Origin of the sequence: Glaciibacter kafniensis (genome assembly GCF_039538945.1) — a bacterium.
GTDB lineage: Bacteria > Actinomycetota > Actinomycetes > Actinomycetales > Microbacteriaceae > Cryobacterium > Cryobacterium kafniensis.
Genome location: NZ_BAABCN010000002.1, coordinates 64,669 through 90,067 on the forward strand (window position 1 = coordinate 64,669; position 25,399 = coordinate 90,067).

A 25,399-nucleotide genomic window follows, 5' to 3' on the forward strand; every position below is an offset into this window, starting at 1 on the left:
AGGGTCTTCCTGCCCTACGGGGCCGGGCGTGCAGCGGGCGAGGCGGGGTCTTCTGGACTTCGGGCTCTTCGGGACGGACTATCGGGCGCTCATACATACCGGGCACTTGGACTAAGCCGCCGAGTCGACGCCCGGCCCGTCACCGAAGTGCTGGCACATCCTGTAAGCGAAGCATTGAGAGACGCTGTAACCGAAGTCACGAGAGAGGTCGCAAACAAGAAACTCCCGTAGGATACGAATGTACCGAATTTCGTACCGAATCGAGGGGTTTTTGTGTGACCGAGTGTCACGTTCCGCTTGAGCGGTCTACGGCGAGTCCGACGCCGGGCTGGCGTGGCTGCTTCACGGGCTTCTTCAGCGCTGCGCGGGCGCAGGTTGAAATCTGTTGGGCCCGTTGGCGTGGCGCTCGACGAAAGCAGGACACCAGTGTGATGCCAGAGGTTGGGAGGAGCCCCAGTGATTGAGCTGAAGTCAAAGATGTTCGCGGTGCGCAACACCACGCATGGTGGCCCTCGGCTGCTAGCGGTAGAAAAGGTGGCTCTCCCACATCGGGTAGCCGGCGAAGTGCTCGTCGAAGTGCACGCTGCCGGGGTGGCTTACCCGGACGTTCTGCAGTCTCGTGGTGAGTACCAGTTGCGTGTTCCGCTGCCCTTCACTATCGGATGTGAGTTTGCCGGTGTCGTCGTCGACGCAGACGCGGATTCGGGATTCCGCCCTGGGCAACGGGTGCTCGGTGTGACGGCTTCAGGCGCCTTTGCCGAGTATGTTGTGGCCCCGGCCGACCGAGTTCTGCCCCTGCCGGATGAGGTCGACTTCGTGACGGCCGCGGGCATGCCGATCAATGTGCTCACTGCGGAGTTTGCACTCGGCGAGCGCGGAAAGCTCCGGGGAGGGGAGACGGTGCTCATTCACGGCGCAGCAGGCGGGCTTGGTATTGCCCTCACGCAGCAGGCGAAGTTGCTCGGAGCCAATGTGATTGCGGTCGTGTCAACGCCGGAGAAGGCAGAACTCGCCCGCCGGGTGGGTGCTGACGCGACAATTTCCCCATACGACTTCCTGACCGAAACCCGACGACTGACCGAAGGTCGCGGTGTCGACATGGTGTGTGACCCGGTTGGCGGCGAGCGGTTCACCGACTCGCTTCGAGCCTTGTCTACACGCGGCCGGCTGCTCGTGCTCGGGTTTACAGGAGGAAGCATCCCCACCGTCCGTGTGAACCGGCTGCTGCTGACCAATACCAGCATCATTGGGGTGGCCTGGGAAGGTCTCATGCCTGTGTCCAGCGTCTCACTCCCTGATCAATGGGAGCGTCTGTCTGCCCATATCGGGGCCGGGGCTGTTGAGCCGGTGATCAGCGAGGTGATGGCGTTCGAGCACGCGCCCGAGGCGGTGGCGGCCCTCGATGAGCGGCGCGCTCGGGGAAAGATCGTGTTGGCCGTGCGGCGTCCGGCCTAGGTTTCCGGTCCGGCAGCGGGGCGCCGCGACGGCTTCAGCGACCTCGATTTCGTTGAGCTCGCTCGGCCCGATGCCGTGGCGATCGCAGGACCGCGCGATTGCGTCGCGGGTTGTGCCCGCAGCACGTTGATAGTTCCCCGTGGGGCAGGCGCTGGGTCAGCGGTTCCCGGCAACGCAAAAGCCGCCCTGATCAACCTTCAGGAGGGAGGTTGATCAGGGCGGTTCTAGGCTGTCACGGCCGAATCACGAACACTCCGCCGGTCGGTTCAGCATTCGATGATCGGGAGGATGAGCCGGCTGGGGTGCGCCGGACCGTGGTGTACACGGTTAGTGGCTTCGACCGCGTCGTCGATGGACTCGCGCGCGATGAAGCCACCAGTGTTCGTATTGCGGTCGAATCGGGGGAAGTTGCTGCTCGAGATGTCCAGACGCAGACGATGCCCGGGCAGGAAGACGTTCGAGGTGACGCCCATCCTCACTGTGACCTCGTAGACCTCACCGGGGGTGAGTGGCGTGGGGCTGGAGAGGCCGTCGCGGTAGCGCAGGCGCAACATCCCGTCGCAGAGGTTGATGGCTCGGCCGTCGGGGAAGACGTCGACCAGTTTCGCGGTGATGTCCGTGTCCACGGCGCTGGAGGATACGAATACTTTCAGCTCGACGTGGCCGGTAACCTCGAGGGGATCCTCAAGTACGGGAGACGTGTAGCAGAGGATGTCGTCGCGGCCGTCAACGACGGACTGGTCGACGGGTCCGATCAGCCCCGGTTCTGCGGGCAGCAGTGCGCCGCCGGCCGTGGGGACGGGATTGCGGGGGTCGTAGGTGAATTCGTCGAGCGAATCCGCCGCGGGGGCGCTGGGCTGTAGCGATCCGTCCCCGTTGCGGGTTGCTGCCGAACCAGCGCTGTCCAGGTAGTGGTCGGTGTACTGGGTGTCGGGGAGGGGCCAGTCGGCCTCGTCACGCCACTGGTCGATGCCCATCACGAAGATGCGCACTCGCGGCGCAGGCGTCGCCGGGGACGTACCGCGGAGGTGCTCGTCGAAGAAGGCGATGTGCTCGGCTGAGATGTCGGTTTCGCCGAGTACCCCGAAGTACCGGTCGGGGAATCGGCCGGTGGAACTCATGTGGTCCCACGGGCCGATGAGCAGCCGAGACTTGGTGCGGGCCTCTTCGGAGCCGCCCTGCGTACGTACGCCGATGAAGCCTTCGACGGTGCCGTTGATTTTCAGGTCGTACCAGCCGCCGATCGAAAGGACCGGCACGCTCACCTTGGACATGTGTTTTGGCCCTGACCAGTCCTGACTCTGCCAGTATTCGTCGAAGTCGGGGTGGGCGATCCAGTCGTCAAACCAACGACCTGTGCCGTGAACAGGCAGATCGGCGAGGGGCGTGGGATGGTTGAGGGACAGTGGGTCAAGAAGTGCGCCGCCGAGCCGCATAAGAGTGGTCGGGTCTTGGCTCGCGCCCAACGCCAAACTCCGCTGCTCCTGCCCCGCATACGACATCGCGTTCCAGAACGTGTCCAAGCTGAGTGACATTGCGCCGCCCTGCGAGTACCACAGGTTCCTGTACCAGTCGGTTGCTGCTTGGGTGGGGGCGATTGCGCGTAGCCCGGGCGTTCCGCTTATCACTAGGGCCCACTGGACCATTCCCAGGTATGAGGAACCATACATGGCGACGGTTCCATCCGACCAGCTCTGCTCGCGCACCCATTCGATGGTGTCCTGGCCGTCCGCGATCTCGTTGGCCTTCGGCTCGTAACTCCCCTCCGACATGCTGGTCCCACGCGCGTCCTGCATAACAACCGCATATCCGGCGTTGACCAGCGGCATCAACGAGGGAACTGTGCTGTTGGAGCCGCCAAAATGCAAGGTCTGCCGCCTGTCGTACGGAGTTCGGACCAGCAGGGTAGGCGCCTGTCCCTCCAGTGGTCGCCACACGTCCGCCACCAGCGTGACGCCGTCGCGAGTCTGCATGGCTACATTCGGTTCATACACGTGCTTCATATCGTCTCCTCATTGAGAACATGCCCTGCCCCAAGAAGGTAACAGGGCGCCCAGTCCGGGCTCGTCCCGCGCCAGCTCTCATGACATTAATTTCACGGAGTACGGATCGCGGTACGAACAACTCTTGTATCGTATCGTCACGACATTCGTTCCCGCAACGCCCGCTCTGTGGCATTCTTCGCGTCGTTCGCCTGCGCAGGGCGTAGCGGCCTCCATCGCCTCTGGCAATAGGCAGTGCCCCCTCCGACTACGGCGCGACAGGGCGGCGCGCGGCACACTGCACGAGCTTCCTCTCTCGGGCGCTCGGTGTCCGCGCGCGTGGAACGGTGTGTTCTCGCCACGCGCGATGATGCTCAGTATTCAGCAGGGCCGTTGCACGAGACATTCGACGTGACCGGACGTATTCGCGCCACCTCCGTCGCTCACGCCGAAGAGCGCGACCGTGCGTTCATCTGGGACGCTGTGTTGGCACGGCGTCTCGCCGCTTCTCAGGCGAAGTGCGACGTGCGGGGCACGCGCACGATAACGGCGTCGCCTTGTCCGCCGCCGCCACAGAGAGCTGCGGCTCCGATGCCGCCCCCACGCCTGGCCAACTCCAGTGCGAGGTGGAGCACGATGCGAGCACCGGACATGCCGATCGGGTGACCAATGGCTATCGCGCCGCCGTTGACGTTCACGCGGTCGAGCGGGATCCCCAGTTGCGCGGCAGAAGCCAGACAGACGGCGGCGAAGGCCTCATTGACCTCGATCAGGTCGAGTTCGTCGGGCCGGATGCCTTCGCGTTCGCATGCTCGGGCGATGGCGTTGCCGGGTTGCGCTTGCAAGGTGGAGTCGGGGCCGGCAACCATACCGTGGGCGCCGATTTCAGCGAGCCATGCCAGGCCGCGGGCTTCTGCTGCCTCACGGCTCATGATGACCATGGCGCAGGCGCCGTCTGAGATGGGTGAGGCATTGCCCGCTGTCACGGTGCCGTCTGGGCGGAAGGCAGGCGGCAACGCGCCGAGGATGGTGGCAGTGGTGTCTGGCCGGATGCCTTCATCGCGGGAGACGACGATGGGATTGCCGCGTCGTTGCGGAATGGTCACCGGAACGACTTCGCTGTCGAACACTCCGTTGCCCCAAGCCGCGCTGGAGCGTTCGTGGGAGGCTGCGGCAAAGGCGTCCTGGGCGATGCGACTTATCGGGTCGGTGTCATTCTTTCGTTCGGTCAACAGGCCCATAGCTTCGCCGGTGAACGCATCCTCCAGGCCGTCGAGGGCCATGTGGTCGGCCATCGTGATGGGGCCGAATTTCGTCCCTGCTCGTGATGCCGAGAGGAGATGAGGGGCGCGGCTCATCGATTCCTGTCCGCCTGCGACGATGATGTCGGCGTCTCCGGTACGAATGAACTGGTCGGCAAGGATGACGGCTTGGATGCCGGACAAGCACACCTTGCTGATGGTGGTTGCCGGGACATCCATGGGGATCCCGGCTGCTGCTGCGGCCTGGCGGGCCGGCAGTTGCCCGGCGCCGGCCGTGAGAACTTGCCCCATGATCACGTAGTCGATATCCGCGCCGCTCACACCGGCCCGTTCCAGGGCGGCTGCGATTGCGTGGCCGCCGAGCTCTGCAGCGCTGACGGAGGAGAGCCCGCCGAGGAGTCTGCCGATCGGGGTGCGGGCGCCGGCGACAATGACGGAGGTGCTCATTGGTTACTCCTCGTGTTTTTGATGGTGTGAAGCTCTGCGGGGTGCAGGGGCTGAAAGTAGGGTTCGGTCCAGGCGGGGTTGGGGCAAGAGTCTGCCCAGTTCGGGGTGCGGTCGCGATCGATCACGCGGGCGCGGATTCCCTCGGCGAAATCGGGGAGGGCGAAACACCGCACGGAGACGCGCAGCTCCTGAGCGAGGGCTTCTTCCAGAGAGTTCAGGCCGCGTGCTCGTCGGAGAGCGGCGAGGGTGAGCTCAAGCGCGGTGGGGGAGTTGCGTGCGATTCGAGCCAATGCGCGGTCGGCGGCACTCGTGCCGACATGACCGAGGTTGTCCTCGAGCTCCCGCATGGAAGCGGCGTTGAAGGCGCGGTCGATCCATTTGCGGTGCGGCAGAAGCTGTGCGGCGGGGGGAGCGGAGGCGACGGCAGCGATGGCGTCTTCAATGTCGGAATGGGCAGCACGGTGCAGGAGCTCAAAGATTCGCCCGGACGGCACAAAGTGCTCGGCGAGGCCGAGAGCGAGAGCATCCCCGGGGCCGACCGACTCTGCTGTCAGTGCGAGATACGTTCCCAGCTCGCCGGGCGCGTGCGAGAGTAGCCACGTTCCGCCGACATCAGGAACGAAACCAATCGCTGTCTCCGGCATGCCGACCTGCGAGCGCTCCGTCACCACGCGGTGGGAGCCGTGGGCGGACAGGCCCACTCCGCCGCCCAGGACGATGCCGTCCATGATCGAGAGGTACGGTTTCGGGAACCGTGCAATTGTGGCGTTGAGGTGGTATTCATCCCGCCAAAATGCAGTTGCCGCGTCCGCCTGGCCCGTGCTGATGTGGTGGTGAAGGGCGAGGATGTCGCCGCCGGCGCAGAGGCCGCGTGTGCCGGCGCCCCGAATGGCGACGGTGGCGACGGTGTCGTCATCGGCCCACCCGTCGAGAGCGGCGGTGATCGCGGTGACCATGTCGTGGTCGACCGCGTTGAGCTTGTCCGGGCGATTCAACGTGATCAGCGCGAGGTGACCGAGCTGCGAGAACTCCACTTTGCTCATGCGGGCTATTTCCATTCTCGTCGGGCGCTACGGTTGCGAGGACTGCCGTGTCCGGCCGTTGCGCGCATCGGCGCCCGATAGTGCACGGGCGGTGCTCGTTGAATTCCGCGAGAGCAACTCGTGTCACGTCGATTGCGATAGCGTGCAGATCGTTGTAGAGTACGAACGTATCGTATTTTGTACCGCAATCAAAGGTGATCGCATGACAGACGCAACACGAGGGCTCGAGAATATCTTGACCGAGTACGGAGCGCCCGACGCCAGCATGGCGTGGCTGCTCTGTGACCGGCACGCCCCTGAGACCGTTGCTTACACCATTGTTGACGGCGACACCGCGTTCGCTGTGACGTATGCCCAGCTGCGGCAGGACTCCAACCGTGTGGCCCATGGCCTGCTCGGACTGGGCATCGGTCCGGGCGATCGCGTGGCGAGCCTGCTGCGCAAAGGACCAGAGCTCATCACATTGATGATCGGGATCTGGCGAATCGGTGCGGTCTACGCACCCTTGTTCACTGCTTTCGGCGCTCCGGCTGCCGACTACCGACTGCGGACCGCGGGCGCCCGCCTGGTGGTGGTCGACCCCGAGCAGCGCGCCAAGCTCGATGGCGGCGATGCGCAGCAGCCGGCACCGTGGCAAGTGATGGTTGTCGGAGGTGATGGCCGGGCCGGCGACATCCGTTACGACGCCCTGATCGAGGCCGCGGACGCCGCTGATATCCCCCCGTTCGTGCAGGGAGGTGACGGCGCCATTGTGCACATCTTCACCTCGGGCACGACGGGCCTCCCCAAGGGTGTGATTCACCCGCTGCGCTATGCCGCGGGCTGGGAGAGCTATCTGCAGTTCGGCCTCGGCGTAACCGCCGAGGACGTGTACTGGTGCGGCGCCGACCCGGGATGGGCATATGGCCTCTACGCCGCAATTGTGGCCCCGCTCGCGGCGGGGACCGGAACCATTCTCCAAGTGGGGGCCTTCAACGCCGTAGCCACGTGGCGCACGATTGAGCAACTGGGGGTCACCAACTACACGGCGGCTCCGACGGTGTTCCGCGCGCTGCGGGCGGCAACGCCGAGCGACCGCAGCAGCCTGCACCTGCGCAGGCTCTCAAGCGCGGGGGAGCCGCTGACCCCCGAGGTGAACGACTGGGCCGAGCGAGAATTGGGCCTGACCGTGCACGACCACTTCGGACAAACTGAGGTTGGCATGATCTTCGCCAACCACCACCACTCAGATTTCGCGCGGCCTGTTCGTGCGGGCTCGATGGGGCAGCCGCTGCCGGGGTGGAGTGCGAAGGTGCTCGACGAGAGCAGCCCGCGAGAATTGGCTCAGGGAGAAGTGGGTCGCATCGCCATTGATGTCGTGGAGAGCCCCATGATGACCTTCCAGAGCTACCAGGAGCGGGCCAAGACGAAAACTCGGTTCACCGGCAACGGCCGCTACTACCTGCTCGGTGATCTCGGCTCAGTGGGTACTGAAGGTGAGTTCCGGTTCTCCTCCCGTGACGACGACGTCATCCTCATGGCCGGCTACCGCATCGGCCCGTTCGAGGTCGAGTCAGTGATCAGCCAACACCCGCAGGTCGCGGAGTGTGCCGTGATCGGCGCCCCCGACGAGGCCCGCGGCGAGGTGCTGGAAGCCTACGTGGTACTGAGAGGGGACGCCGCGGGTTCTGCCGAACTGACTGGCCAGATCCAGCAGCTGGTGCGGACCCAGTTCGCAGCGCACGCCTACCCGCGGGCCGTGCACGTGGTGGACCAGCTGCCCAAAACTCCCAGCGGCAAGATCCAACGCTTCCTGCTGCGCGAGCAACGCCGCGCCGAGAAGGAAGCCGAGGGGACATCGTGACAGGCGCCGTGCTGCGAGTCGAGCAACGCGGGCCAGTGCGTTGGCTTCATCTCAGCCGCCCGGCCCAGCGCAATGCGCTGAATGGTGAAATCGCCGAGGCGCTCGCTCGGCAGGTTGAGGACATCGAAGCTGACGATAGAACTTCGGTGGTCGTCGTCGCGGGGGACGGGCCGTCGTTCTGTGCCGGGGGAGACTTCCGACACTTTCTTCGTCTGCACGAGGAGGGCGGCGTTGTTCCCTTTCTCGCCGAGTTGAGCCGCTGTTTCACCATGATCGAAGCCAGCTCGAAGGTGTGGGTGGCGGCACTGCATGGGCACGCGATTGCCGGCGGCTTGGAGCTCGCTCTTGTGTGCGACGTGGTGATCGCTGCCGAAGGCACGCTGATTGGTGACGGCCATCTGAATAATGCCCTGCTGCCCGGGGCAGGTTCCAGCGTGCGGTTGGAGCGTGCGGTGGGCAAAGGCACCGCTCGTTGGCTTCATTTGACGGGCGACACCGTGCCGGCGGAGCAGCTGAAGGACACCGGGTGGCTCCACACGGTCGTGCCCGCCGAGTATCTCCATGAGGAAGCCGACCGCGTCGCGCGCCATCTTGCCCGGCAGAACCTCCCTACTCAACGACGCATGAAGCAGCTGCTCGTCGCCGTTGCGTCCGTGGACACCGGCGCCGGGCTGGCCCGGGAGCTCGAATTCTTCGGCGACAACTGGGCCAGCGAAAACGTCGCGGGCGCACTCCGCGGCTTCCTCGACCGCCGCGCCCTCAGCTCATAGACAGAAACAGGACAATCCACGCATGAACTCCCGCAAAGCGCCCTTTCCCTCACGCTTCTCAGGACGCACCGTCGCCATTACCGGTTCGGCACAAGGTCTCGGTTTCGCCATGGCCCACCGCTTCGCCGCCGAGGGGGCGTCCCTGGCAATGATCGACGTCAACCCGGACACACTCGCCGCCAGCGCTGCCGCGCTGCGGGAAGCGCACAACGTGCCCGTCGCTCACACCGTGGTCGACGTGACAGATTCCGCTCAAGTCTCCGAGTGGATCACCGCGACCGAGCGGCAGTTCGGAGCAGTTGACGTGCTGGTGAACAACGCCGGAATCATCCGCGACAACCGAGTCGAGAACATCAGCGACGACGACTGGCGGTCGGTGATCGACGTGAGTCTCACCGGGGCATTCAACTGTGCGCGAGCGGCGTTTCCCGGGATGCGGGAACGAAAGTACGGGCGCATCATCTCGTTCTCTTCGATGTCGTGGCGCGGCAACTTCGGCCAGGCCAACTATGTTGCAGCCAAGGCGGGCATCGTCGGTCTGACTCGGGCCCTCGCCCTGGAAGGTGCGCGCGACGGGGTGACGGTAAATGCCATTGCACCGGGACTGATCGAGACGCCCATGTTGGCATCGATGAACGACGCGGCCCGCGACGTCCTCACCAGGAAGGTGCCCATGCGGCACACCGGGGATCCGTCCGACATTGCCGAGGGTGCCGCCTTTTTGGCCTCCGAGGCTGCTGGCTACGTCACCGGCGTCGTGCTGGACATCGATGGCGGAATCTCGATCGGTTCCTCGATCCGCTGATGGCCGCACTCGCTGTCGAGGTCGCCCTGCGCTGGGGCGACCTCGACGCCTACGGGCATATCAACAATGTTGCGGTGCTGCGCATCCTCGAAGAGGCGCGATCGCGGGGATTCTGGGACAACGAGGCGATTCCGCTCCCGCCGCTGCGACCGGAGGAGTCCACATGGTCCCTCGTCGCAGAGGTCAGCGCGCGCTACCGCAGGCCGCTGGACTACAGCTCGGAGCCGGTGGAGGTGCGGATGACGGTGAGCCGGGTGCGCGGGGCAAGCTTCACCATCCACTACTCAGTCTTTGCCCCTGCGGTGGAGGGGGTGCATGTCGAGGCGGAAACGGTGATCGTGCTCATTGACGCGCAGTCCGGCGCGCCGACGAGGCTATCACCGGAACTTCGCGCTGCCCTCGGGACGGTCAACGATCGCTGACGTCAGGGGCGCACCGCGAGCCCATTGATGAGCAGCTCGCCGAGCTCGGTGAAGGCCTCGCCTGCAGAGAGGCCGGTTGATTCCAGCAGCCCACCGGATTGAACCCCGTCAATGAGAAGGGCGATTGCCTGAGCCGCAAGGGCTGCATCCGCCTCGCGAAACCTGCCCTGTTTCGCGCCCGATTCAATGAGACCACGCACCCGGCGCGCGGCTGCGTCGGAGTTCAGCCGGTAGATCTCCGCCGTGGGCTGGTAGCTCACCATGTCTTGGTAGAAATTCATGGAGTTGCGGCTCATGGCTCGCCCCACGCCGGAGAGGTATTTGATGATTTGTTGGGCTGGGTCGGACTCTTCCGCAAGTTCGGCCTCAATCGCCGCAGTGGCGCGCGCGAAAAAGTGACGTGTGACGGCCTGGATAATCTGCTCGCGAGAATCTGCGACGGAGTACAAAGTGGACTTGGAGCAGCGGAGCCTGCGGCAGAGCTCATCGATTGTGATGCTACTGAAACCCTCAGCAAGGAAAACATCCTCGAGCTGGTTGAGCAGTTCCGTGCGCCGTTCGTCGTCGGCGCGACGGCGCGCGCGCGACTCCCGCCGCGCGCCGTTCGCCGTTAGTGCCGAGGATGCCATAAAGCCAGTCTGCCATCAGAGGCACGATGTCGCGCAGGTCTCCAGCGGCAAGTTGGTTGTGGCCCGTCGATTCTGAGGAAGCGCAGGTCACGGCGGTGAGACGTCTCATCTGCGTTAGGTTACGAGGCGTCTCATCTGCGTTAGTTACGAGGCGTCTCATCGATGGCTCTTCTCGGCCTGCGCGATGGCGTATTACTGCGGCAAATGCAACTTCGTTGCGTCACTCCACTATTGGGGTCGGCTCCGGTCATCAGGGACGACGCCGGCGACAGATTCGTTGTCACCAAAAACGATCGCGCGGCCGCTACGCGATGCTCGAGACATCGCCGAACAGCTAGAAAGGGCGTCGCGCTCAGCCTCGGCGAGTCGATCTACGATCCATCTGAGGCCTACCTGCTGGAGCCGGCAGCGATGCTACGGGCGGTCATCGACCGCGACATGCTTATGTCGGAAGACCTCGCCGCTACTCGGATAGGACCGATGGCACCGAGCTCAGCGACTAGGTCCGGATCAGCGCTTCCTCATCTGCCGCAACATTCTTCTCCACGGCGAACTGGGTCCGGTGCAATTCTTCGTACCGCCCACCCACAGCCAACAGTTCCTCGTGCGTACCGCGCTCCACGATCGAGCCGTCCTCAACCACGAGGATCAGATCCGCGCTCCGGATGGTGGAGAGGCGGTGTGCGATCACCATCGCCGTGCGTCCCTTGAGCGCCTCGCTGAGCGCCGCCTGCACGGCGGCCTCAGACGTCGAGTCCAGCGCCGCCGTCGCCTCGTCGAGGATGACGACGCGCGGCTGGGCGAGCAGGAGCCTCGCGATGGTCATCCGCTGGCGCTCACCCCCGGACAGCCGGTAGCCACGCTCTCCCACCATGGTGTCCAGCTGGTCCGGCAGGGACCGGATGAGCGGCTCGAGCCGCGCACGGCGGACGGCGTCCCACACCTCGTCGTCGGACGCCTCTGGCCTCGCGAGGCGCAGATTGGAGAGGATGGTCTCGTGGAACAGGTGGCCGTCCTGCGTCACCATGCCCAGGGTGTGCCGCATGGAGACGAAGGTGACATCGCGGACATCCATCCCCGCGAGGCGCACGGCGCCGCTGTCGACGTCATACAGGCGCGAGAGGAGCTGCGCAATTGTGGACTTGCCGGCACCGGACGTACCAACGAGGGCAACGGTCTGCCCCGGCTCGATCCTGAAGGACACGCCGTGCAGCACCTCTTCGCCGCCGCGGGTGTCTAGCGTGGAAACTTCCTCGAGAGAGGCGAGGGACACTTTGTCCGCGGACGGGTAGGCGAAGCGGACGTTGTCGAACTCGACGGCCACCTGGCCTTCGGGGACGGCGTCGGCGTCGGGCTTCTCCTTGATGAGCGGGTCGAGGTCCAGCACCTCGAAGACGCGCTCGAAGCTGACCACCGCGCTCATGATCTCGACCCGTGCGTTTGCGAGGCTGGTGAGCGGCGCGTAGAGGCGGGTGAGGAGGAGTGCCAGGGTGACCACGTCACCGGTGTTCAGCTGGCCGGCGAGTGCGAGGAAGCCGCCGAGCCCATACACGAGCGCGAGGGCGAGAGCGGAGACGAGCATCAGTGCGGTGAAGAAGACGAACTGCAGCATCGCGGTCCGGACCCCGATGTCGCGGACGCGGGCGGCGCGGACGCGGAACTCCTCGGCCTCCTCGTCGGGTCGGCCGAACAGCTTGACGAGGGTGGCGCCGGGCGCCGAGAAGCGCTCGGTCATCTGCGTGCTCATGGCGGAATTGTGATCGGCGGCCTCGCGGCGCAGCGCGGCGAGGCGGCTGCCCATGCGGCGCGCGGGTACCAGGAAGATGGGGAGCATGATCACGGCGAGCACCGTCACGAGCCAGGACGTGCTGAGCATGACGATCAGGGTGAGGATCAGCGCCACGAGGTTCGTGACCACGCCGGACAGCGTGCCGCTGAAGGCCTGCTGAGCGCCGATCACATCGTTGTTGAGGCGGCTGACGAGGGCGCCCGTCCGCGTGCGGGTGAAGAACGCGATCGGCATCTTCTGCACGTGGTTGAAGACGGCGGTGCGGAGGTCCAGGATCACGCCCTCGCCGATCCGCGCCGAGTACCAGCGCGTCACGAGTGATACGGCGGCGTCGGCTACGGCCACGAGGGCGATGACGACGGCGAGCCAAACGATTGTGGTGACCTCGCCCTGGGCAACGATGACGTCGACCACCTGGCCGGCGAGTACCGGCGTCGCGACCGCGAGGAAAGCTCCCACGGTGGAGAGGGCGATGAAGATCAGCAGCTTCGTCCGGTAGGGCACCGCGAACGTCAGGATCCGCCGAACGGACTCACGGGAGAAGCCGTGCTTGCCGTCCCTGGCGGTAGAGATCTTGTACAGCGAGCTCCAGGCCGCGCCTTCCATGCTCATTGAGGTTCCTTCCATGGGCAGAAGACCCAGCTTAGATGGCGACTTGCCCGAGCTCAGGGTTCTCCCCAGCGGCGGCGAAGGTTTGGCTGAGGGCGACGAGCGCTGGCTTCGTTTCAGAAGTAATGGTCCAACTGCTCGGTTCATGCTCAAGCGATGTTTCGACAACAACATGCAGCCGCCCCAAAGCGGTTCAAATGGTCATCATCTACTCATCAGAATCAATTTCAGCCGACCCGAATTGACCGAGTACAATCGGAGTCAGTGAACCGCCCGGTTCCCTGTAAAAACAAGGGAATCCGCGAGTTTTCCAAGACATCCGGTGAAAACCGGGTTAAGGCTAGAGCCTTCAGCGGTCGCAGGTTCAAATCCTGTCAGCCCGACCAAAGGGCCGTTCTCGAAACTCGTCGCAGAACTGCCCCAAAGAAATCGCTCCTGATGAGAATCAGGAGCGATTTTTATTTTCAGGAGCTCTTTGACCCGTCATGGGCTCGGCGTCACCTGCCGAGTAGCTTTCCGGCAGGACTTCATGCTCGTCAGCAGTACTGTCGATCCAGCATCTCGAAGTTTGGCCGTGGGAGAGGAAACCCATCCGCCCCCACGACCGCCCCCGAACGAAGGGTGTCCGCGGCCGCCGCTTCTGCACGCCTCGTGACAGAAACCCCTACATATCAGCGCTGGGTTGGATCCCATCTGGGTTCCAGGGGTAGCCTGTCGCTAATGGTGCACCGTCGTCGTAACGGGAGAGCCATTCGACCGCAGCATCGTGATAGCGGTCGAAGCCCTTGTAATCGACAAGCTCGTGATCGATAGAGGCGAGAGCTCGATGTACTCGTTTTGCCCAGTCTGGAGCGTGCTGCACCAGCTCAGCCAGGCTGACGAGATAAGTACGGACCGGGAACACGATGGCATTCGACCGGGGCAGACGATGCAGAGGCTGCAGCTCGATGCGCAGGTGCACCATTTCTCCCGCGTTTTCAGGGGTCACTTTCGTCCGATCCGGTGCCCAGTCCGGGAGAGTCTCTACTGAGGTCTCGAGACGCGGGTGGACGGTGAGGGACCAGTTGACCCGACGGACGGGGTGGCCCGGCTTCATTCGGAGCAAGAATTTGAGGGCTCTATCCAGAATTCCCATCTCGTGCAGCTTGGGCACCGGACCGTGGAACTCGGCGAAGTTCATGCCGAGGTTGAACTGTAGTGAGTAGTCGGCTCGCTGGGTAGTCATCCCAGCTCCGATAACCAACGTGTTATCTCTATCCTCGAGAACTACGAATTCGCCCTGCGCTTGTCGCGTCGCATACTCCATCGGATCCATCGGCAAGGTTGCCGGGTCGCCGAATGTGAACGAATCATCGATCCCGAGGAGCAGGTTCTGCCACCGCCACTCGTTCCCGCTCTTTGTGAGGATGAAATGCTCGGGGAAATCTCTGGCGTATGACTCGAAGATGAGTTCCAGTAGATCCCATTGCGCTTCCAACATGTGCGGCAACGCGAGGTAGTGGACGCCCGGCATATCTTTGAGCATCTGAGCGCGGTGGGCACATTCGGACACATAGTGCTCATCGATATCAAATGCGGCCCGAAGAGCACCGCCGCCAGCCGGGACGTGTGGTTCGAGATTCATCGAGTACTTGTACTCGTCGTCTGGGAACGGGAACGGGAGACGGCGAACTGTCGCCCGGGAGTTCTGAAATTGGTACTCACCTTCCGGTGTGAATGTCTCATCCGATTTGAACTCGGCAGACTGAGGTATCGCTGTCATGGGAAAGTGTTCCTTAAGCATTGATGACGAGTTTCGTACAGGTGGCCCGCGAGACGCAGGGCATGATGAGCTTGTTCGCGACTCGTTCCGATTCCGATAGCCAGTCGTCCCGATGGTCGATGGTGCCGTCGAGCTCCAAAACCTCGATCTCGCATTCACCGCATGCGCCTCCCCGACAGAGGTAGGGCAGCTTGTAGCCTGCTTCTTCGGCCGCCTCCAGCAGTGATTGGTCAGGAGATACCTCGATCACCGCTCCGGACCGAGCCAGGGTGGCAGAGAACGGGTTGCCGGTTGACCCGAGGTCGTCAAACCTTTCGTAGTGAATGTGCGAGTCGGTCCATCCCAGGGCCTGAGCCGCCCCGATAACGTCATCCACCATTCGTGTTGGTCCGCAAACGTAGGTATGTGTGCCGAGCGGCCGTCCGGCCAGGATCTCTGACGAGTTCAATCGGGTCCCGTCGACGTCGCCGTAAAGCGTGACTCTCTCCCCGTAAAGTTCCTTGAGTTCATGGCCGAGGGCAGCATGCTCGGATCCCCGAACAGCCAAGTGGAGTTCGAACGAGCCTCCTTTGACGCTCAGTTCGTGCAACTGCGCGAAAATGGGGGTGACCCCGACGCCACCGGCGATGAAGAGGTGGTGCCGAGCGTGTTTTGAGACTGGAAAGAGGTTCGCCGGGGTCGTGACGAAGAGGACATCGCCCTCGTGGACATCCTCATGCATCGTGATTGAGCCACGCTTTCCATCATCGACGCGACGGACAGCGATTTGATACTGGCTCGTATCGTAGGGCGAACTCATGAGCGAATAGGCGTTGCGGCGCGTCTCGCCATCGAACGGAATCAGGACTCTGACGTGGCTTCCTCCTGAAAAGGGGGGAAGCCACGATCCGTCAGCGGCCGAGAATGTATATCGATTAATCTCCGGCGTGACCGATTCGACGCGGTCGACTGTCAGCTGCAGGGCTCCGTGTTGCGCCTCACTCATGTATCCAACTCCTCATTGTCTGGCAGTTCACCAGGTACTTCGCCATCCGCTTTCACCCCTTGGAACGCTGCGAGCCTTCCGGAGTAGTGATCGCGAACAATCAGATTGCGTTCGCAGCCGGGGCATTGGAATATCCGCCGGGTCACATTCTCGGAGTAGTGGCTGCAGTGCGCGCACCACACGCGTCTAACGAAGGAACCCGCATGCTCGCGCAACACTTCGTCTCGGTTCACGCCATAAGAGGTGGCAACTTGCATTGATGTGCCAATAAACCCCTCCGAACCAGAGAGGTACAGCCGGGTCCCCATCCGTGCCTTCGCAAGGAATGCGTCGAGTCCGCTCACCGCATCGGCATTGGTCGGAAAAACCAGAAGTTCGCGTACGTTGAATTTTTCGATGTCAGCCACATAGTTCTGGCCCGTGAATGACTCGGTTGAGTACAGAACGGTGGTCACGGTCAGCTGTTGTGAGGTCATCCCTCCGAGGAGGCGTGTCAGCGGCCTTCCGCCGCTGCCTTGTGCCGCAGCGACGTGGCTGAGACCGCTCGCCATCGGCGTGAGCTCGTCGTAAACGGGACGGCTCTTGATGCCGGTAATTAACATGAGTCTGTTACCGCTCAGCCTTGGACGCCAGGATACGGTCGTCAGCGCGGGGGATACGGGCAGTTGGAACGGCGTCGGCTGCCGGCGCGTCACCCCTGAGGTGCGGCTTCTTCCAGGCCATGTAGATCAGGCCGATCGCGACGACGGCGACGGCTGAAATCAGGACGATGTAGTTGACGAACCAGCCCGCCTCCGGGGTGCGGGGCCACGCCATGTTGACCATTCCAAGTACTCCCCAGACCAAGGCAGCGATGTTAACTGGGATGCCCCAGGCGCCAAGCTGGAAGGCTCCATTCGGCTTCCAACCGAGGATGCGCGCTCGAAGCGAGGCAAGAACCACCATCTGGAAGCCCATGTACATACCCATGGCAGCAAAGGAAATGATCAATGTCAGGGCGTCGCCGGAGACTTTCGACCCGATGACGATAAGGGCTGGAACCAACCCCGCAAGGAGGAGCGCATATGGAGGCACGTGGCGCGATTCGCTGAAAGTACTCAGGAGTTTGCTGGCCGGAAGGATACCGTCCCTGGCCATTGAGTACGCGAGGCGGGAGGTGGCCGCCTGAAGGCTCACCACGCATGAAAGGAAGGAGATCATGACGACGGCGAGAACTACCTTGAAGCCGATGGGGCCAAAGGCCGAGAGGAGGACGTTCCCGACAGGGTCTGTATCGGTGCCAGATATCACGGCAGCGAAATCGGGAACGGCAAGGATGAGGGACAGGCAGACGAACATGGCTGCGAAACCACCAATGTAGATGGTCATCCTCATGGCTTTAGGGATAGTGCGGCCCGGGTTTGGAACTTCCTCAGCCACGTCGCCGCAGGCTTCGAATCCGTAGTACTGGAAGATTCCAATCAACCCCGCCGCGGCGAAAGCTACAAAATAGTTACTGCCTTCCCCGGCACCGAATGACTGAAACAGAACGCCGAGATCGTGGTGCCGGGCGGTAACCAGCAGCCACCCACCCACCGCCAGTGCGCCGCCGAGTTCTGCCAGGAGACCGATCATGGCCACGGTGTTCAGCACCTTGGTTCCGCCCAGGTTGAGAACCGTCGCTATGGCAATGACCGCGACGCCCGCCAGGATGATGGAGTCAACGCTGTTCTCCATCCCGATCAGGGTGCTCAGAAAGGGCCCTGCCCCATACGCGACACTGGCGATGGTGGCCAGGAGCGCTACGAGGTAAACCCAGCCATTCATCCAACCCCATTTGCGACCCCACAGTCTGCGTGACCATGGGTAGACCCCGCCAGCCACCGGGTAGGCCGCGACAACCTCACCAAAAACCACCGCGACGAGGAGCTGACCGACACCGACAATGATGAGTGACCAAAACATAGGGGGCCCGGCAAGACCGAGGGACAGCGCAAACAGGGAGTAAATGCCCACAACTGGCGACAGATAGGTGAAGCCCAACGATACGTTTCCCCAGAACGTCATCTCCCGCTTGAACTTGCTCTCGTAGGAGTAGCCAAGGCTAGCGAGATGCTGAGCATCTTCGTCGACGTCAATCTCAGGCTCCGTGAACTGTTCACGCATAGAAAAGGTCCTTCCGCTCGGCCCCCTTTCTGTGTGTAAGCGGGGCCACGTTGAAAAAATATACTTTCAAAGGTTTAAAAGCGCAATATGCCAAGCAAGATTGCCAAAATCAACCGGATCTAAGGCATAGTGCCAATTGAATGTGGCAATAACATTCGATTTCAGTAGATTCTGTGCCCTACTTCCCGCTACTCTCGACACACAGGCACGTCTAGAAGGAACGCCTTCGTGGTGCGGCCCGTGGCGCATAGACATGCCAGGGGGTGGGCTTGAAGCGCCGGGATAGACTCAGCTCTGGTCCCCACATCGCACGGAGTCGCTTTTGGTATCTACCACCGCATTGCAAGCTCAGGTCTATCGGTCGTTGCCTGAGACCGAGCGCTCTGAAGCGATCGTCAATCGGATTTCCAAAGCCATCGCCCTCGGCCTGCTCAAGGTTGGCGAGCGACTTCCACCTGAGTTGGCCCTTTCGGAAATGTTTGGCGTTGCACCGTCTACTCTCCGGGAAGCGCTGGCGAACCTCCGTGATCAAGGGATCGTCGCTACTCGGCGGGGGCGCAACGGGGGAACGTTCATCGTCAAGCAGCCCTTCACCTCGGATGATGCGATGAAGAAATGGTTTCAGGACACATCTATCGCCGAGATTCGAGACGTTGGGGATGAGCATGCCGCTATCGCTGCTGCCGCCGTGCGACTGGCTTGCGAACGCGCCGAGGCACATGAAGTCGAGAGGCTCCGGGAGCTTGCCCGGGCGCTCGTCATGGCAGACAAACCCGAACTGCGTGCCCGGGCTGACAGCAGATTTCATATCGAGCTGGCGGTTTTGGCCCAATCCCCAAGGCTTACGAATGCAGAAATAAGACTGCAGGCGGAAACGGTTCAGGCTCTGTGGGCGCCCGTGTCGCTGACCCGAGATCCAGAACGAGTGACGGCCGAGCATCTCGCCTTGGCGCGCGCCATAGCAAGCGACTCACCCGAGGAAGCCCAACGGTTAGTGCTGGAGCATATCCAGCACGATATTCACCATCTGGTGGATGCAAAATTGTCCCTCGAATACCCGACGTACCCGCAGGAGCGACCATGACATCCACAACCCATGCACGAAAGGCCGCAACCGAAATTGCTGCATGGATGAACGCGCTCGGCCTCGATGTCCACAAATTTGCGACACAGACGGCATTGCTGTGGTCAGATCGCCCAAGCCTCCCCAGTATTACTCCCAGCGACCTTGCAAACCTGGAGAGGTTAGCGAAGGAATTCCTGGAAACGCATAGTTTCGCTGTGGGGGCGGGAGTCATCTTCTCTGCAGAAGTCATCAAAGGCAAGGATGGCGGTCTCGAGTGGTGGATCAAACGTAAGCACAGCGTTGAAAAGCTGGAATTTGACCTGACGCCAGGGGGTGAACGATTCTACGACTACCAGAACATGCCTTTCTTCGCTACGGCTAGCCGCACAGGAGAGCAGACGTCGTGGGGCCCGTACGTCGATTACCTGGGAGTCGATGAATATATCGTCACCTTTTGTGCGCCTATCCAGCTTGATGGAAAGTTCGTGGGAGTAGCCGGCTGCGACATCAGAATCAGAAAACTTGAAGAGATTTTCATACCTGCCCTCCGGACTATCCCAGGAGACGCCGCACTGCTGAACGAAAGCGGTCGCGTCGTCGTGGGAAACTCCGGTGCATACCTGGTCGGCCAGAGAATACGCTCTATCGCAGCCGACAAGCAGCTACTTCCGATCGAGGTGCCGCATCTGGGACTCTCACTGCTCTGCAGCCGTTAGACGCCGCTGACCCTGCTCGGCAGCGAAACGAACACATTCCCCCCGAAGCTTTCGGCCCTTAGCGGCTCGGCCGTTCTGGCATGAGTCGCGATCTCGAAATGCTCGAAGTGCGGCTTCGGGCCGTAGAAGACACGCTCGGCAATAGCCGACCGCTCAGCTTGCCGCAATGAGATGTGTGGCGTAGAAGGTCGTAGAGTGCGCAAGCGTCGCCGCGAACACGTACCTGGCCAGCGCCCACACCCGGACCGTCTCCCGACGGCGAAGTTCCGTCCTCGTTACTCGTCGAGGTCGAGGTCACGAACCACCTCGGCAACGCGGGAGCGCTGCTCCGCGTTCAGACCCTGGAGCGGGAGCGGCAGACAGCTGGCCGGTGCCAGGCCGAGGTGTTCCGCGATCGCGGCGACCACGCGGAGGCTGCCACCGAACTCGGCAAAGAGACCCCACAGCGGGGCGAGGCGCTCCGACTCCGCGACCGCGTCGGCGCCCCGCCCCTCTTGGGCGGCGCGCGTGATCCGCAGGGCAGGCTCGGGCAGAGTGCCGCCGATGACCGAGTACCAGGCATCGCACCCCGCGTTCAGTCCGGCAGCCGCAAACGCGTCACCGGAGACCCCGACCGTGATGTGATCGGGGGTCGCGGCGCGGATCTCCCGGATGCGGGCTCGCGCGGCGTCGGGATCGGTGGGTACGCCGGGGATCTTGATCGACGCGATACCGGGCAGCTCGGCGATCCGGCCGTAGAGCTCCGTGGTGAAGGCGAAGTGCGTCGTTCCGGGGTTGTCGTAGACGATCACCGGTAGCTTTGTGTGCTCGGTGACGGTGCGGAACAGCTCGAACACGTCATCTGCGGTGAGGGACTGGTAGGTAATCGGCGCGAGCAGGATCCCCGCCGCTCCGACATCCTCGGCGTTTTGGACGTTCGTGAGCACCTGCGAAGTACGCAGCGCCCCAACGCCGACGATCACTGGGGTCTTGTCGGCGTGGTCGACAGCGAGGCGTGCGACGCGGGCACGTTCGTCTGGGGAGAGATAGGCGTAGGAACCGGTGGAGCCGAGCGCGGTGATCGAATCCACCCCGGCCAGTGTGAGGCGCTCGATCCCACGAATGAAGGCCCGCTCGTCCACGACGTCATCGTGGAGCGGGGTGAGCGGGAAGGCGCTGAGACCAGTGAAGATACTCATGCCTGTTCCTCGGATTCAGGGGTGTGCTCGAGGCCGAGGGCCGGATTGCCGTAGACGGACTGCACCTCGGAGATCACGACTCGGTATTCGCCGAGCCATTCTCCATAACGCGACTTCGCGAGCCGGTGGGTGTCCATGCCGACAAGCTGGCGGAGCGCATCCATTTCGCTCCAGTAGTACACCTCGGCGTGCAGGCCGGTGTCCTCGTTGTGCCAGGCCTCCTCGCCGAGGAACCCCGGAATCTCGCGTGCTCGCTTCGCGATCTCGCTGTCGATGCGGTGGAACTCGTCCGTGAGGTTCCGGGTCTCGAAGATGAACGTCGAACTGTACTTCGGGATGACGGTCACATGGTCTCCTTCATCGTGGCCGTGGCCGTGGCCGTGGCCGTGGCCGTGGCCGTAGCCGTGGCTGTGTCTGCGGCTTGGTTGGTCGTACGGGAGCCGCCGCGTTGTGCGGCGGCTCCGATGGGCGAGATTTGCTTAGGCATGTCTGGTCTCCACTCGATGCCCGGACCCAACGCCGGGCTCGTAGACGGTCAAGGAGAAACGGGTGAGAACATCGCCAGGATTGGAATAGGAATGCTCCTCGTCACCCATGAACGCAAGGGCATCCCCAGGGGCCAGCGTGAATGCGTCATCCGCCACCGTGACGACGAGGGCTCCTTCGTGCACCTGCAGTAGTTCCCTCGTTCCCTGGGAGTGGGCCTCGCTCTCATGCTCTTCACCCGGGGCGAGCCTCCAGTCCCAGAGTTCGACCACGTCAGGTGGCTCGGTACCCGCAACAAGCACGCCCTGCCCGCCAGCACTGCCCTTCCAAAGCGCGGCTCCGTCGCCGGCCCGGGTGAGCCTGGCTCGCTCCCGGTGCGGCGGTTCCACCAGCGCCGGGAGCCCGACACCGAGAGCATCACTCAAGCGCAGGAGTGTGCCAATGCTCGGGTTCATTGCCCCTTGCTCGACGTTGACGACCATCCGGCGACTCACGCGCGCAACCTCGGCGAGCTGATCCAGCGTCCACCCGTGTTTGGTCCGCTCGTGTCGCACCCGCGATCCGATCACAGCAGACAGCGATTCTGCATCCACAGTCATAAGTGCATGATATTGCACTATGAAGTGCAGCGCCAAGAGGTAGGCGAACTGCCACTCTCAGATGGTGGCCGGGCGGACACCGCGGGCCTTCGAATCGGCGGGCCCGAGCCCACCGAGTGCCCATCACAATCATCCGTAGCCGGCCGGAATCGGTCGAGCGCGAGGGGTCGCGGACCGTTGCGGGCTTGATCCTCGGCGTCGTGAGCGGGAGTCAAAAACCCGTTCCGCTCACGACGCCTGGACGCCCGAGGGCCCCGTTGCCTATGCCGCGGCGGAGAGAAGTGACGCCGCGTGGGCGCCCGCCCGGCGGGCGCTGAATACGCAGTCTGCGAGCGAGAGTCCGCTGACGTAACTGTTAGAGCAGATCCCGACCGCGGTCCGCCCGGCGGCGTACAGGCCGGAAATGGTGGAGCCGTCGTCTCGCTGCACCAGTCCGCTGTGCCCATCGACAACCAAGCCTCCGAGCGTCAGCCCGGGAATGGGGGAGAAGGGCGACGAGTCGTCGGATATGTTCACCGCGTAGAACGGCGCCTTGGCGATCGGATGGCAGACGTCTGCCTCTTTGTGCGCAGGGTCGCCGGCGCTGGAGGTGATGCCCGCGTTGTACGCGGAGATCGTCTGCGCCATTCCGGAGTGGTCGACGCCCATCTTCGCGGCAAGTTTTTCGAGTGTGCGGGCGCGCTTGTGGCCGAGCGTGAACGTGAACGTCGCGGTGAGCTTGTGAAAGATCTGAGTCTGCGTCCAATACTGTCCGCGGGCCTTCTTCCAGTTGTCGGAGTCGTAGATGGCCCAGCCTTTACCGCTGAACTCGCGCATGAGCACGTTTCCGTGGGTGGCGCCGTAGAGATCCTCATTGGCGATGCGGCGACCGTTGAGTCCGACGGTGACGCCCTCGATGAATGCGCTCGGCGGGGAAAGGAATCGCCACGCGGTGACGTTGCCCATCTTCGCGGTCGAGCCGCCGGCATCCATTCCCAACTGAATGCCGCTGCCATCATCTGCGGGTGTGCCGAGCGGGGAGATCTTGGTGAACCCGGGCGCGTGTTGCGCGACCCATTGCTTGTTGTAGATGAAGCCGCCGGCAGACAGGATGACCGCGGAAGCGTGCGCTTCGCGCTGGACCGAGCCTGCTTTCCAGATGCGTGCGATGCGGTCGGTTGTGCCCTTGACAAGATCCGGCGCCCAGTTGCCGATCTTTGCCGTGCGCTTGGTCATCTGGCGGTGTCGGGCGGCGCTCGGGTGAGACTGGTCAAGCACGCGGTATTTCACGCCCGTCACGACGCCGTCGTCGATGATCAGCTCAGTGACCTTCGCGATGGGAATGAATGTCACTCCCTTCCGCAGTGCCGACTCGGCGAGGTGGGTCCACAGAACCTTTCCCGAGGCGAGTCCCTTCGCGAGCACGCGGTGCCCACGGGGAGCGGGAGTCGCGGTCTGTCGGTAGGGATACGCCTTCTCATTGCCGGAGAAGTACAGGTAGTGCCTGTCGGTGGGGTAGGACGTCTTGTATGGTGCGACCGAGCTGCCGAAGGATATTCCCTGCTGCTCCAGCCACGGAATCATCCCGGCGCTCTCATCGCAGAAGCGGCGCAGTGTTGTGTCTTCCACGGCGTCGCCCACCTCTTGCTTGAGATAAGCGTAAAGATTCTCAGGGCTATCTTCATATCCGGCTTCGCCTTGGTAGCGAGTGCCGCCGCCCGCGTACACGACTCCGCCGGACAGTGCGCTGGCGCCGCCGCCGTAGGAACTGTCGAGTACGAGCACGCGCGCGCCGCGATCGGCCGCTTCGATTGCGGCGGCAGCGCCGGCGACTCCGAATCCCACGACGATGACGTCGTAGTTCTGCTCCATTTCCTTTGCCCTGGCCATGTCAGATCGTTTCACCGGCGTCGGCAAGCAGCACACTGCCAGTCATGATCATGGACAGGTCGCTCGCGGCGAAGAGCACGACGCGGGCGATGTCATCCGGGGTGCCAATGCGCCCGATCAGGCTCTGGCTCATCACGTCCATCGACGGAATCTCGATACCCGCGGCTGCGGCCTGCTCCATCATCGCCGTCGCCATAGCGATGTTGCCCTCGGTCGGAACATAGCTGGGAGCGACGCCGAGAACCCGAATGCCGAGCGGGGCGAATTCGAGGGCCATCGCCTTGGTCATGCCGCGCACTGCATGCTTGGAACTGACGTAAGCGGAAAGACCGGGCGCTGGCGCCTGGAAGCCGGCGGTGGAAACAATGTTGATTATGACGCCGCCGTTCCCGGTCATCTGGTTCGCGGCCTCGCGAGCACCGAGGAAGGTGCCGCGAGTATTGACCGCATACACCTGGTCCCATGCTTCGACAGACATGTGCTGCACTGGCACGCTCGGGAAGAGGCCCGCGTTGTTGACCCAGATGCTTGGGGCACCTACTACCGCGGCGGCCTCGGCGGCGGCATCCGAGACTGAATTCTCATCGGTGACATCCATGCGTACGCCGATGGTGGTCACGCCGTATCTGTGGCTGATAGCGAGGGCAGCTTCGCTTGCGAGCTCGCCGTTGATGTCGGCAAGGGCGATGTTCGCCCCGGCCTCGGCAAGCCGCTCGGCGATCGCTCGGCCCAGGCCCTGTGCGCCTCCGGTAACGAGTGCTGAACGACCCTTCAGCGCAATTAGATCTTCGAGGGAGCGTGCGGACGCATCGGGAAAGGGGAAGGGCATGTTCGCCTCCATGTCGTGTGCGGAATAGTTTTGCCAGACTATGGCAAAACGTTTCTGCTGGCTAGTCGGTACCGTTAGCGGATGGACCGAATTAGTTCGCGAATTGGCAGGCCACCGAAAGCCGAACCCGAGGCGCTGCGGTCACGGCTCCTCGGGATTATCGAGAACGTTGGGTACGAACGGGCCTCGATGGGATCGCTTGCTGCCGAGGTTGGGATGAATGTGCGTACCCTGCATCGCTATTTCCCCGCCAAGGCCGACATCGTGTGGGGCGGAATCGAGTCGTCGATCGAGACGCTCGCAACAGAGCTCGATAACGCCGCCGCAGGGCGCAGCATTCTGGACGCCGTAGCCGGTGCCGTTGCCGGCGTGTTTGACCAGAACGCAGATGACCTCGCGATTATGCGCACGCGGCTGCGACTCATCGCACTCAGCCCCGAGCTTCAAGCGAATCGATCAGCAACATTCGAAGGCTGGCGCCACGCGATCATCCAATTTGTTGCGTCCCGGCGTGAGGAGGACGCGGGAAGCCTCGTGTGCGTCACCGCGGGCACAGCGATGCATGCGGCGATCATGGAAGCGCTCAGCTGGTGGGCGCTGCGCAAGGAGGTTGCTGATCCCGCCGGCTGTATCGCTGAGGCGCTTCATGGCCTGAGCGCGCTCGGTGAAGGCTGAGCTCTCGTCCTCCAGTGGTCACGAGGACCGGCC

General features: G+C 63.1%; 24 protein-coding genes. 9 read left to right on the forward strand and 15 right to left on the reverse strand.

From position 1 onward, the window contains the following. Nucleotides 1-456: 456 nt before the first annotated feature. Nucleotides 457-1,455, forward strand: coding sequence for an NADPH:quinone oxidoreductase family protein (locus ABD791_RS00725; protein WP_345061299.1), 999 nt, complete (start codon nucleotides 457-459; stop codon nucleotides 1,453-1,455). 266 nt (nucleotides 1,456-1,721) lie between these two features. Here the strand turns inward: ABD791_RS00725 and ABD791_RS00730 are convergent, their stop codons facing one another. From ABD791_RS00730 to ABD791_RS00740, 3 genes are all read right to left on the reverse strand, one after another. After that, complete coding sequence (locus tag ABD791_RS00730) at nucleotides 1,722-3,458, reverse strand: CocE/NonD family hydrolase (RefSeq protein ID WP_345061300.1); 1,737 nt, start codon at nucleotides 3,456-3,458, stop codon at nucleotides 1,722-1,724. Nucleotides 3,459-3,946: 488 nt separating this feature from the next. Next, complete coding sequence (locus ABD791_RS00735; RefSeq protein WP_345061302.1) at nucleotides 3,947-5,146, reverse strand: acetyl-CoA C-acetyltransferase; 1,200 nt, start codon at nucleotides 5,144-5,146, stop codon at nucleotides 3,947-3,949. Next, the gene (locus ABD791_RS00740; RefSeq protein WP_345061304.1) at nucleotides 5,143-6,189 is read right to left on the reverse strand and encodes an enoyl-CoA hydratase/isomerase family protein; all 1,047 of its coding nucleotides are present in this window, start codon (nucleotides 6,187-6,189) and stop codon (nucleotides 5,143-5,145) included. The genes ABD791_RS00735 and ABD791_RS00740 overlap by 4 nt, the downstream gene beginning before the upstream one ends. A 202-nt stretch (nucleotides 6,190-6,391) precedes the next feature. On the opposite strand from ABD791_RS00740, the gene ABD791_RS00745 reads away from it, so the two are divergent. The 4 genes from ABD791_RS00745 to ABD791_RS00760 are packed head-to-tail and all read left to right on the forward strand — an operon-like array spanning nucleotide 6,392 to nucleotide 10,029. Further along, complete coding sequence (locus tag ABD791_RS00745; RefSeq protein WP_345061306.1) at nucleotides 6,392-8,032, forward strand: AMP-binding protein; 1,641 nt, start codon at nucleotides 6,392-6,394, stop codon at nucleotides 8,030-8,032. Nucleotides 8,033-8,067: 35 nt separating this feature from the next. Next, nucleotides 8,068-8,802 carry an enoyl-CoA hydratase/isomerase family protein gene (locus tag ABD791_RS00750; RefSeq protein WP_345064410.1) on the forward strand — a complete coding sequence of 245 codons (735 nt, stop codon included), beginning with the start codon at nucleotides 8,068-8,070 and terminating at the stop codon, nucleotides 8,800-8,802. Between the two features lie 22 nt (nucleotides 8,803-8,824). Beyond that, the gene (locus tag ABD791_RS00755; RefSeq protein WP_345061308.1) at nucleotides 8,825-9,607 is read left to right on the forward strand and encodes an SDR family oxidoreductase; all 783 of its coding nucleotides are present in this window, start codon (nucleotides 8,825-8,827) and stop codon (nucleotides 9,605-9,607) included. Next, on the forward strand, nucleotides 9,607-10,029 hold the full coding sequence (locus ABD791_RS00760) for an acyl-CoA thioesterase (protein WP_345061310.1): 423 nt from the start codon (nucleotides 9,607-9,609) through the stop codon (nucleotides 10,027-10,029). The genes ABD791_RS00755 and ABD791_RS00760 overlap by 1 nt, the downstream gene beginning before the upstream one ends. A gap of 2 nt (nucleotides 10,030-10,031) precedes the next feature. On the opposite strand, the gene ABD791_RS00765 is transcribed toward ABD791_RS00760, so the two are convergent. Beyond that, the gene (locus ABD791_RS00765; protein ID WP_345061312.1) at nucleotides 10,032-10,325 is read right to left on the reverse strand and encodes a hypothetical protein; all 294 of its coding nucleotides are present in this window, start codon (nucleotides 10,323-10,325) and stop codon (nucleotides 10,032-10,034) included. Nucleotides 10,326-10,361: 36 nt separating this feature from the next. On the opposite strand from ABD791_RS00765, the gene ABD791_RS00770 reads away from it, so the two are divergent. Further along, nucleotides 10,362-10,643: a hypothetical protein gene (locus ABD791_RS00770; protein ID WP_345061314.1), complete on the forward strand. Its 282-nt coding sequence runs from the start codon at nucleotides 10,362-10,364 to the stop codon at nucleotides 10,641-10,643. Between the two features lie 514 nt (nucleotides 10,644-11,157). Here the strand turns inward: ABD791_RS00770 and ABD791_RS00775 are convergent. The 5 genes from ABD791_RS00775 to ABD791_RS00795 all read right to left on the reverse strand — a co-directional run bounded on the left by ABD791_RS00775 (nucleotide 11,158) and on the right by ABD791_RS00795 (nucleotide 17,948). Further along, entirely contained in the window at nucleotides 11,158-13,059 is a 1,902-nt protein-coding gene (locus tag ABD791_RS00775) for an ABC transporter ATP-binding protein (RefSeq protein WP_345061316.1), read from the reverse strand. A 661-nt stretch (nucleotides 13,060-13,720) separates the two neighbouring features. Continuing rightward, nucleotides 13,721-14,818, reverse strand: coding sequence for a heme-dependent oxidative N-demethylase family protein (locus ABD791_RS00780; RefSeq protein WP_345061318.1), 1,098 nt, complete (start codon nucleotides 14,816-14,818; stop codon nucleotides 13,721-13,723). Nucleotides 14,819-14,831: 13 nt separating this feature from the next. Then, nucleotides 14,832-15,803, reverse strand: a complete 972-nt coding sequence (locus ABD791_RS00785) for a PDR/VanB family oxidoreductase (protein ID WP_345061320.1) — start codon at nucleotides 15,801-15,803, stop codon at nucleotides 14,832-14,834. After that, nucleotides 15,800-16,405, reverse strand: coding sequence for a dimethylamine monooxygenase subunit DmmA family protein (locus tag ABD791_RS00790; protein ID WP_345061322.1), 606 nt, complete (start codon nucleotides 16,403-16,405; stop codon nucleotides 15,800-15,802). Before ABD791_RS00790 ends, ABD791_RS00785 begins: the two co-directional genes overlap by 4 nt. 7 nt (nucleotides 16,406-16,412) lie before the next feature. Beyond that, nucleotides 16,413-17,948, reverse strand: coding sequence for an APC family permease (locus tag ABD791_RS00795; RefSeq protein ID WP_345061324.1), 1,536 nt, complete (start codon nucleotides 17,946-17,948; stop codon nucleotides 16,413-16,415). 322 nt (nucleotides 17,949-18,270) lie between these two features. Between ABD791_RS00795 and ABD791_RS00800 the strand changes: the two genes are divergently transcribed. Together ABD791_RS00800 and ABD791_RS00805 are read left to right on the forward strand one after the other, a co-directional pair. Then, a complete protein-coding gene (locus tag ABD791_RS00800; protein WP_345061326.1) occupies nucleotides 18,271-19,032 on the forward strand; it encodes a FadR/GntR family transcriptional regulator in 762 nt (253 codons plus the stop codon). After that, a complete protein-coding gene (locus ABD791_RS00805; RefSeq protein WP_345061328.1) occupies nucleotides 19,029-19,730 on the forward strand; it encodes a cache domain-containing protein in 702 nt (233 codons plus the stop codon). Before ABD791_RS00800 ends, ABD791_RS00805 begins: the two co-directional genes overlap by 4 nt. Before the next feature lie 275 nt (nucleotides 19,731-20,005). On the opposite strand, the gene ABD791_RS00810 is transcribed toward ABD791_RS00805, so the two are convergent. The 6 genes from ABD791_RS00810 to ABD791_RS00835 form a co-directional block, all read right to left on the reverse strand. Next, complete coding sequence (locus ABD791_RS00810) at nucleotides 20,006-20,908, reverse strand: dihydrodipicolinate synthase family protein (RefSeq protein ID WP_345061330.1); 903 nt, start codon at nucleotides 20,906-20,908, stop codon at nucleotides 20,006-20,008. Continuing rightward, nucleotides 20,905-21,255: a hypothetical protein gene (locus tag ABD791_RS00815; protein ID WP_345061332.1), complete on the reverse strand. Its 351-nt coding sequence runs from the start codon at nucleotides 21,253-21,255 to the stop codon at nucleotides 20,905-20,907. The genes ABD791_RS00810 and ABD791_RS00815 overlap by 4 nt, the downstream gene beginning before the upstream one ends. Continuing rightward, the gene (locus ABD791_RS00820; protein WP_345061334.1) at nucleotides 21,252-21,395 is read right to left on the reverse strand and encodes a hypothetical protein; all 144 of its coding nucleotides are present in this window, start codon (nucleotides 21,393-21,395) and stop codon (nucleotides 21,252-21,254) included. The genes ABD791_RS00815 and ABD791_RS00820 overlap by 4 nt, the downstream gene beginning before the upstream one ends. After that, nucleotides 21,388-21,993, reverse strand: coding sequence for a helix-turn-helix domain-containing protein (locus ABD791_RS00825; RefSeq protein WP_345061336.1), 606 nt, complete (start codon nucleotides 21,991-21,993; stop codon nucleotides 21,388-21,390). Before ABD791_RS00825 ends, ABD791_RS00820 begins: the two co-directional genes overlap by 8 nt. Nucleotides 21,994-22,254: 261 nt before the next feature. Continuing rightward, nucleotides 22,255-23,862 carry an FAD-binding protein gene (locus ABD791_RS00830; RefSeq protein ID WP_345061338.1) on the reverse strand — a complete coding sequence of 536 codons (1,608 nt, stop codon included), beginning with the start codon at nucleotides 23,860-23,862 and terminating at the stop codon, nucleotides 22,255-22,257. Nucleotide 23,863: 1 nt separating this feature from the next. Beyond that, nucleotides 23,864-24,691: an SDR family NAD(P)-dependent oxidoreductase gene (locus ABD791_RS00835; protein WP_345061340.1), complete on the reverse strand. Its 828-nt coding sequence runs from the start codon at nucleotides 24,689-24,691 to the stop codon at nucleotides 23,864-23,866. A gap of 81 nt (nucleotides 24,692-24,772) precedes the next feature. Here ABD791_RS00835 and ABD791_RS00840 point away from each other — a divergent pair, with 81 nt between their 5' ends. Next, complete coding sequence (locus ABD791_RS00840; RefSeq protein ID WP_345061342.1) at nucleotides 24,773-25,366, forward strand: acyl-CoA-like ligand-binding transcription factor; 594 nt, start codon at nucleotides 24,773-24,775, stop codon at nucleotides 25,364-25,366. The last annotated feature ends 33 nt before the right edge of the window (nucleotides 25,367-25,399 follow it).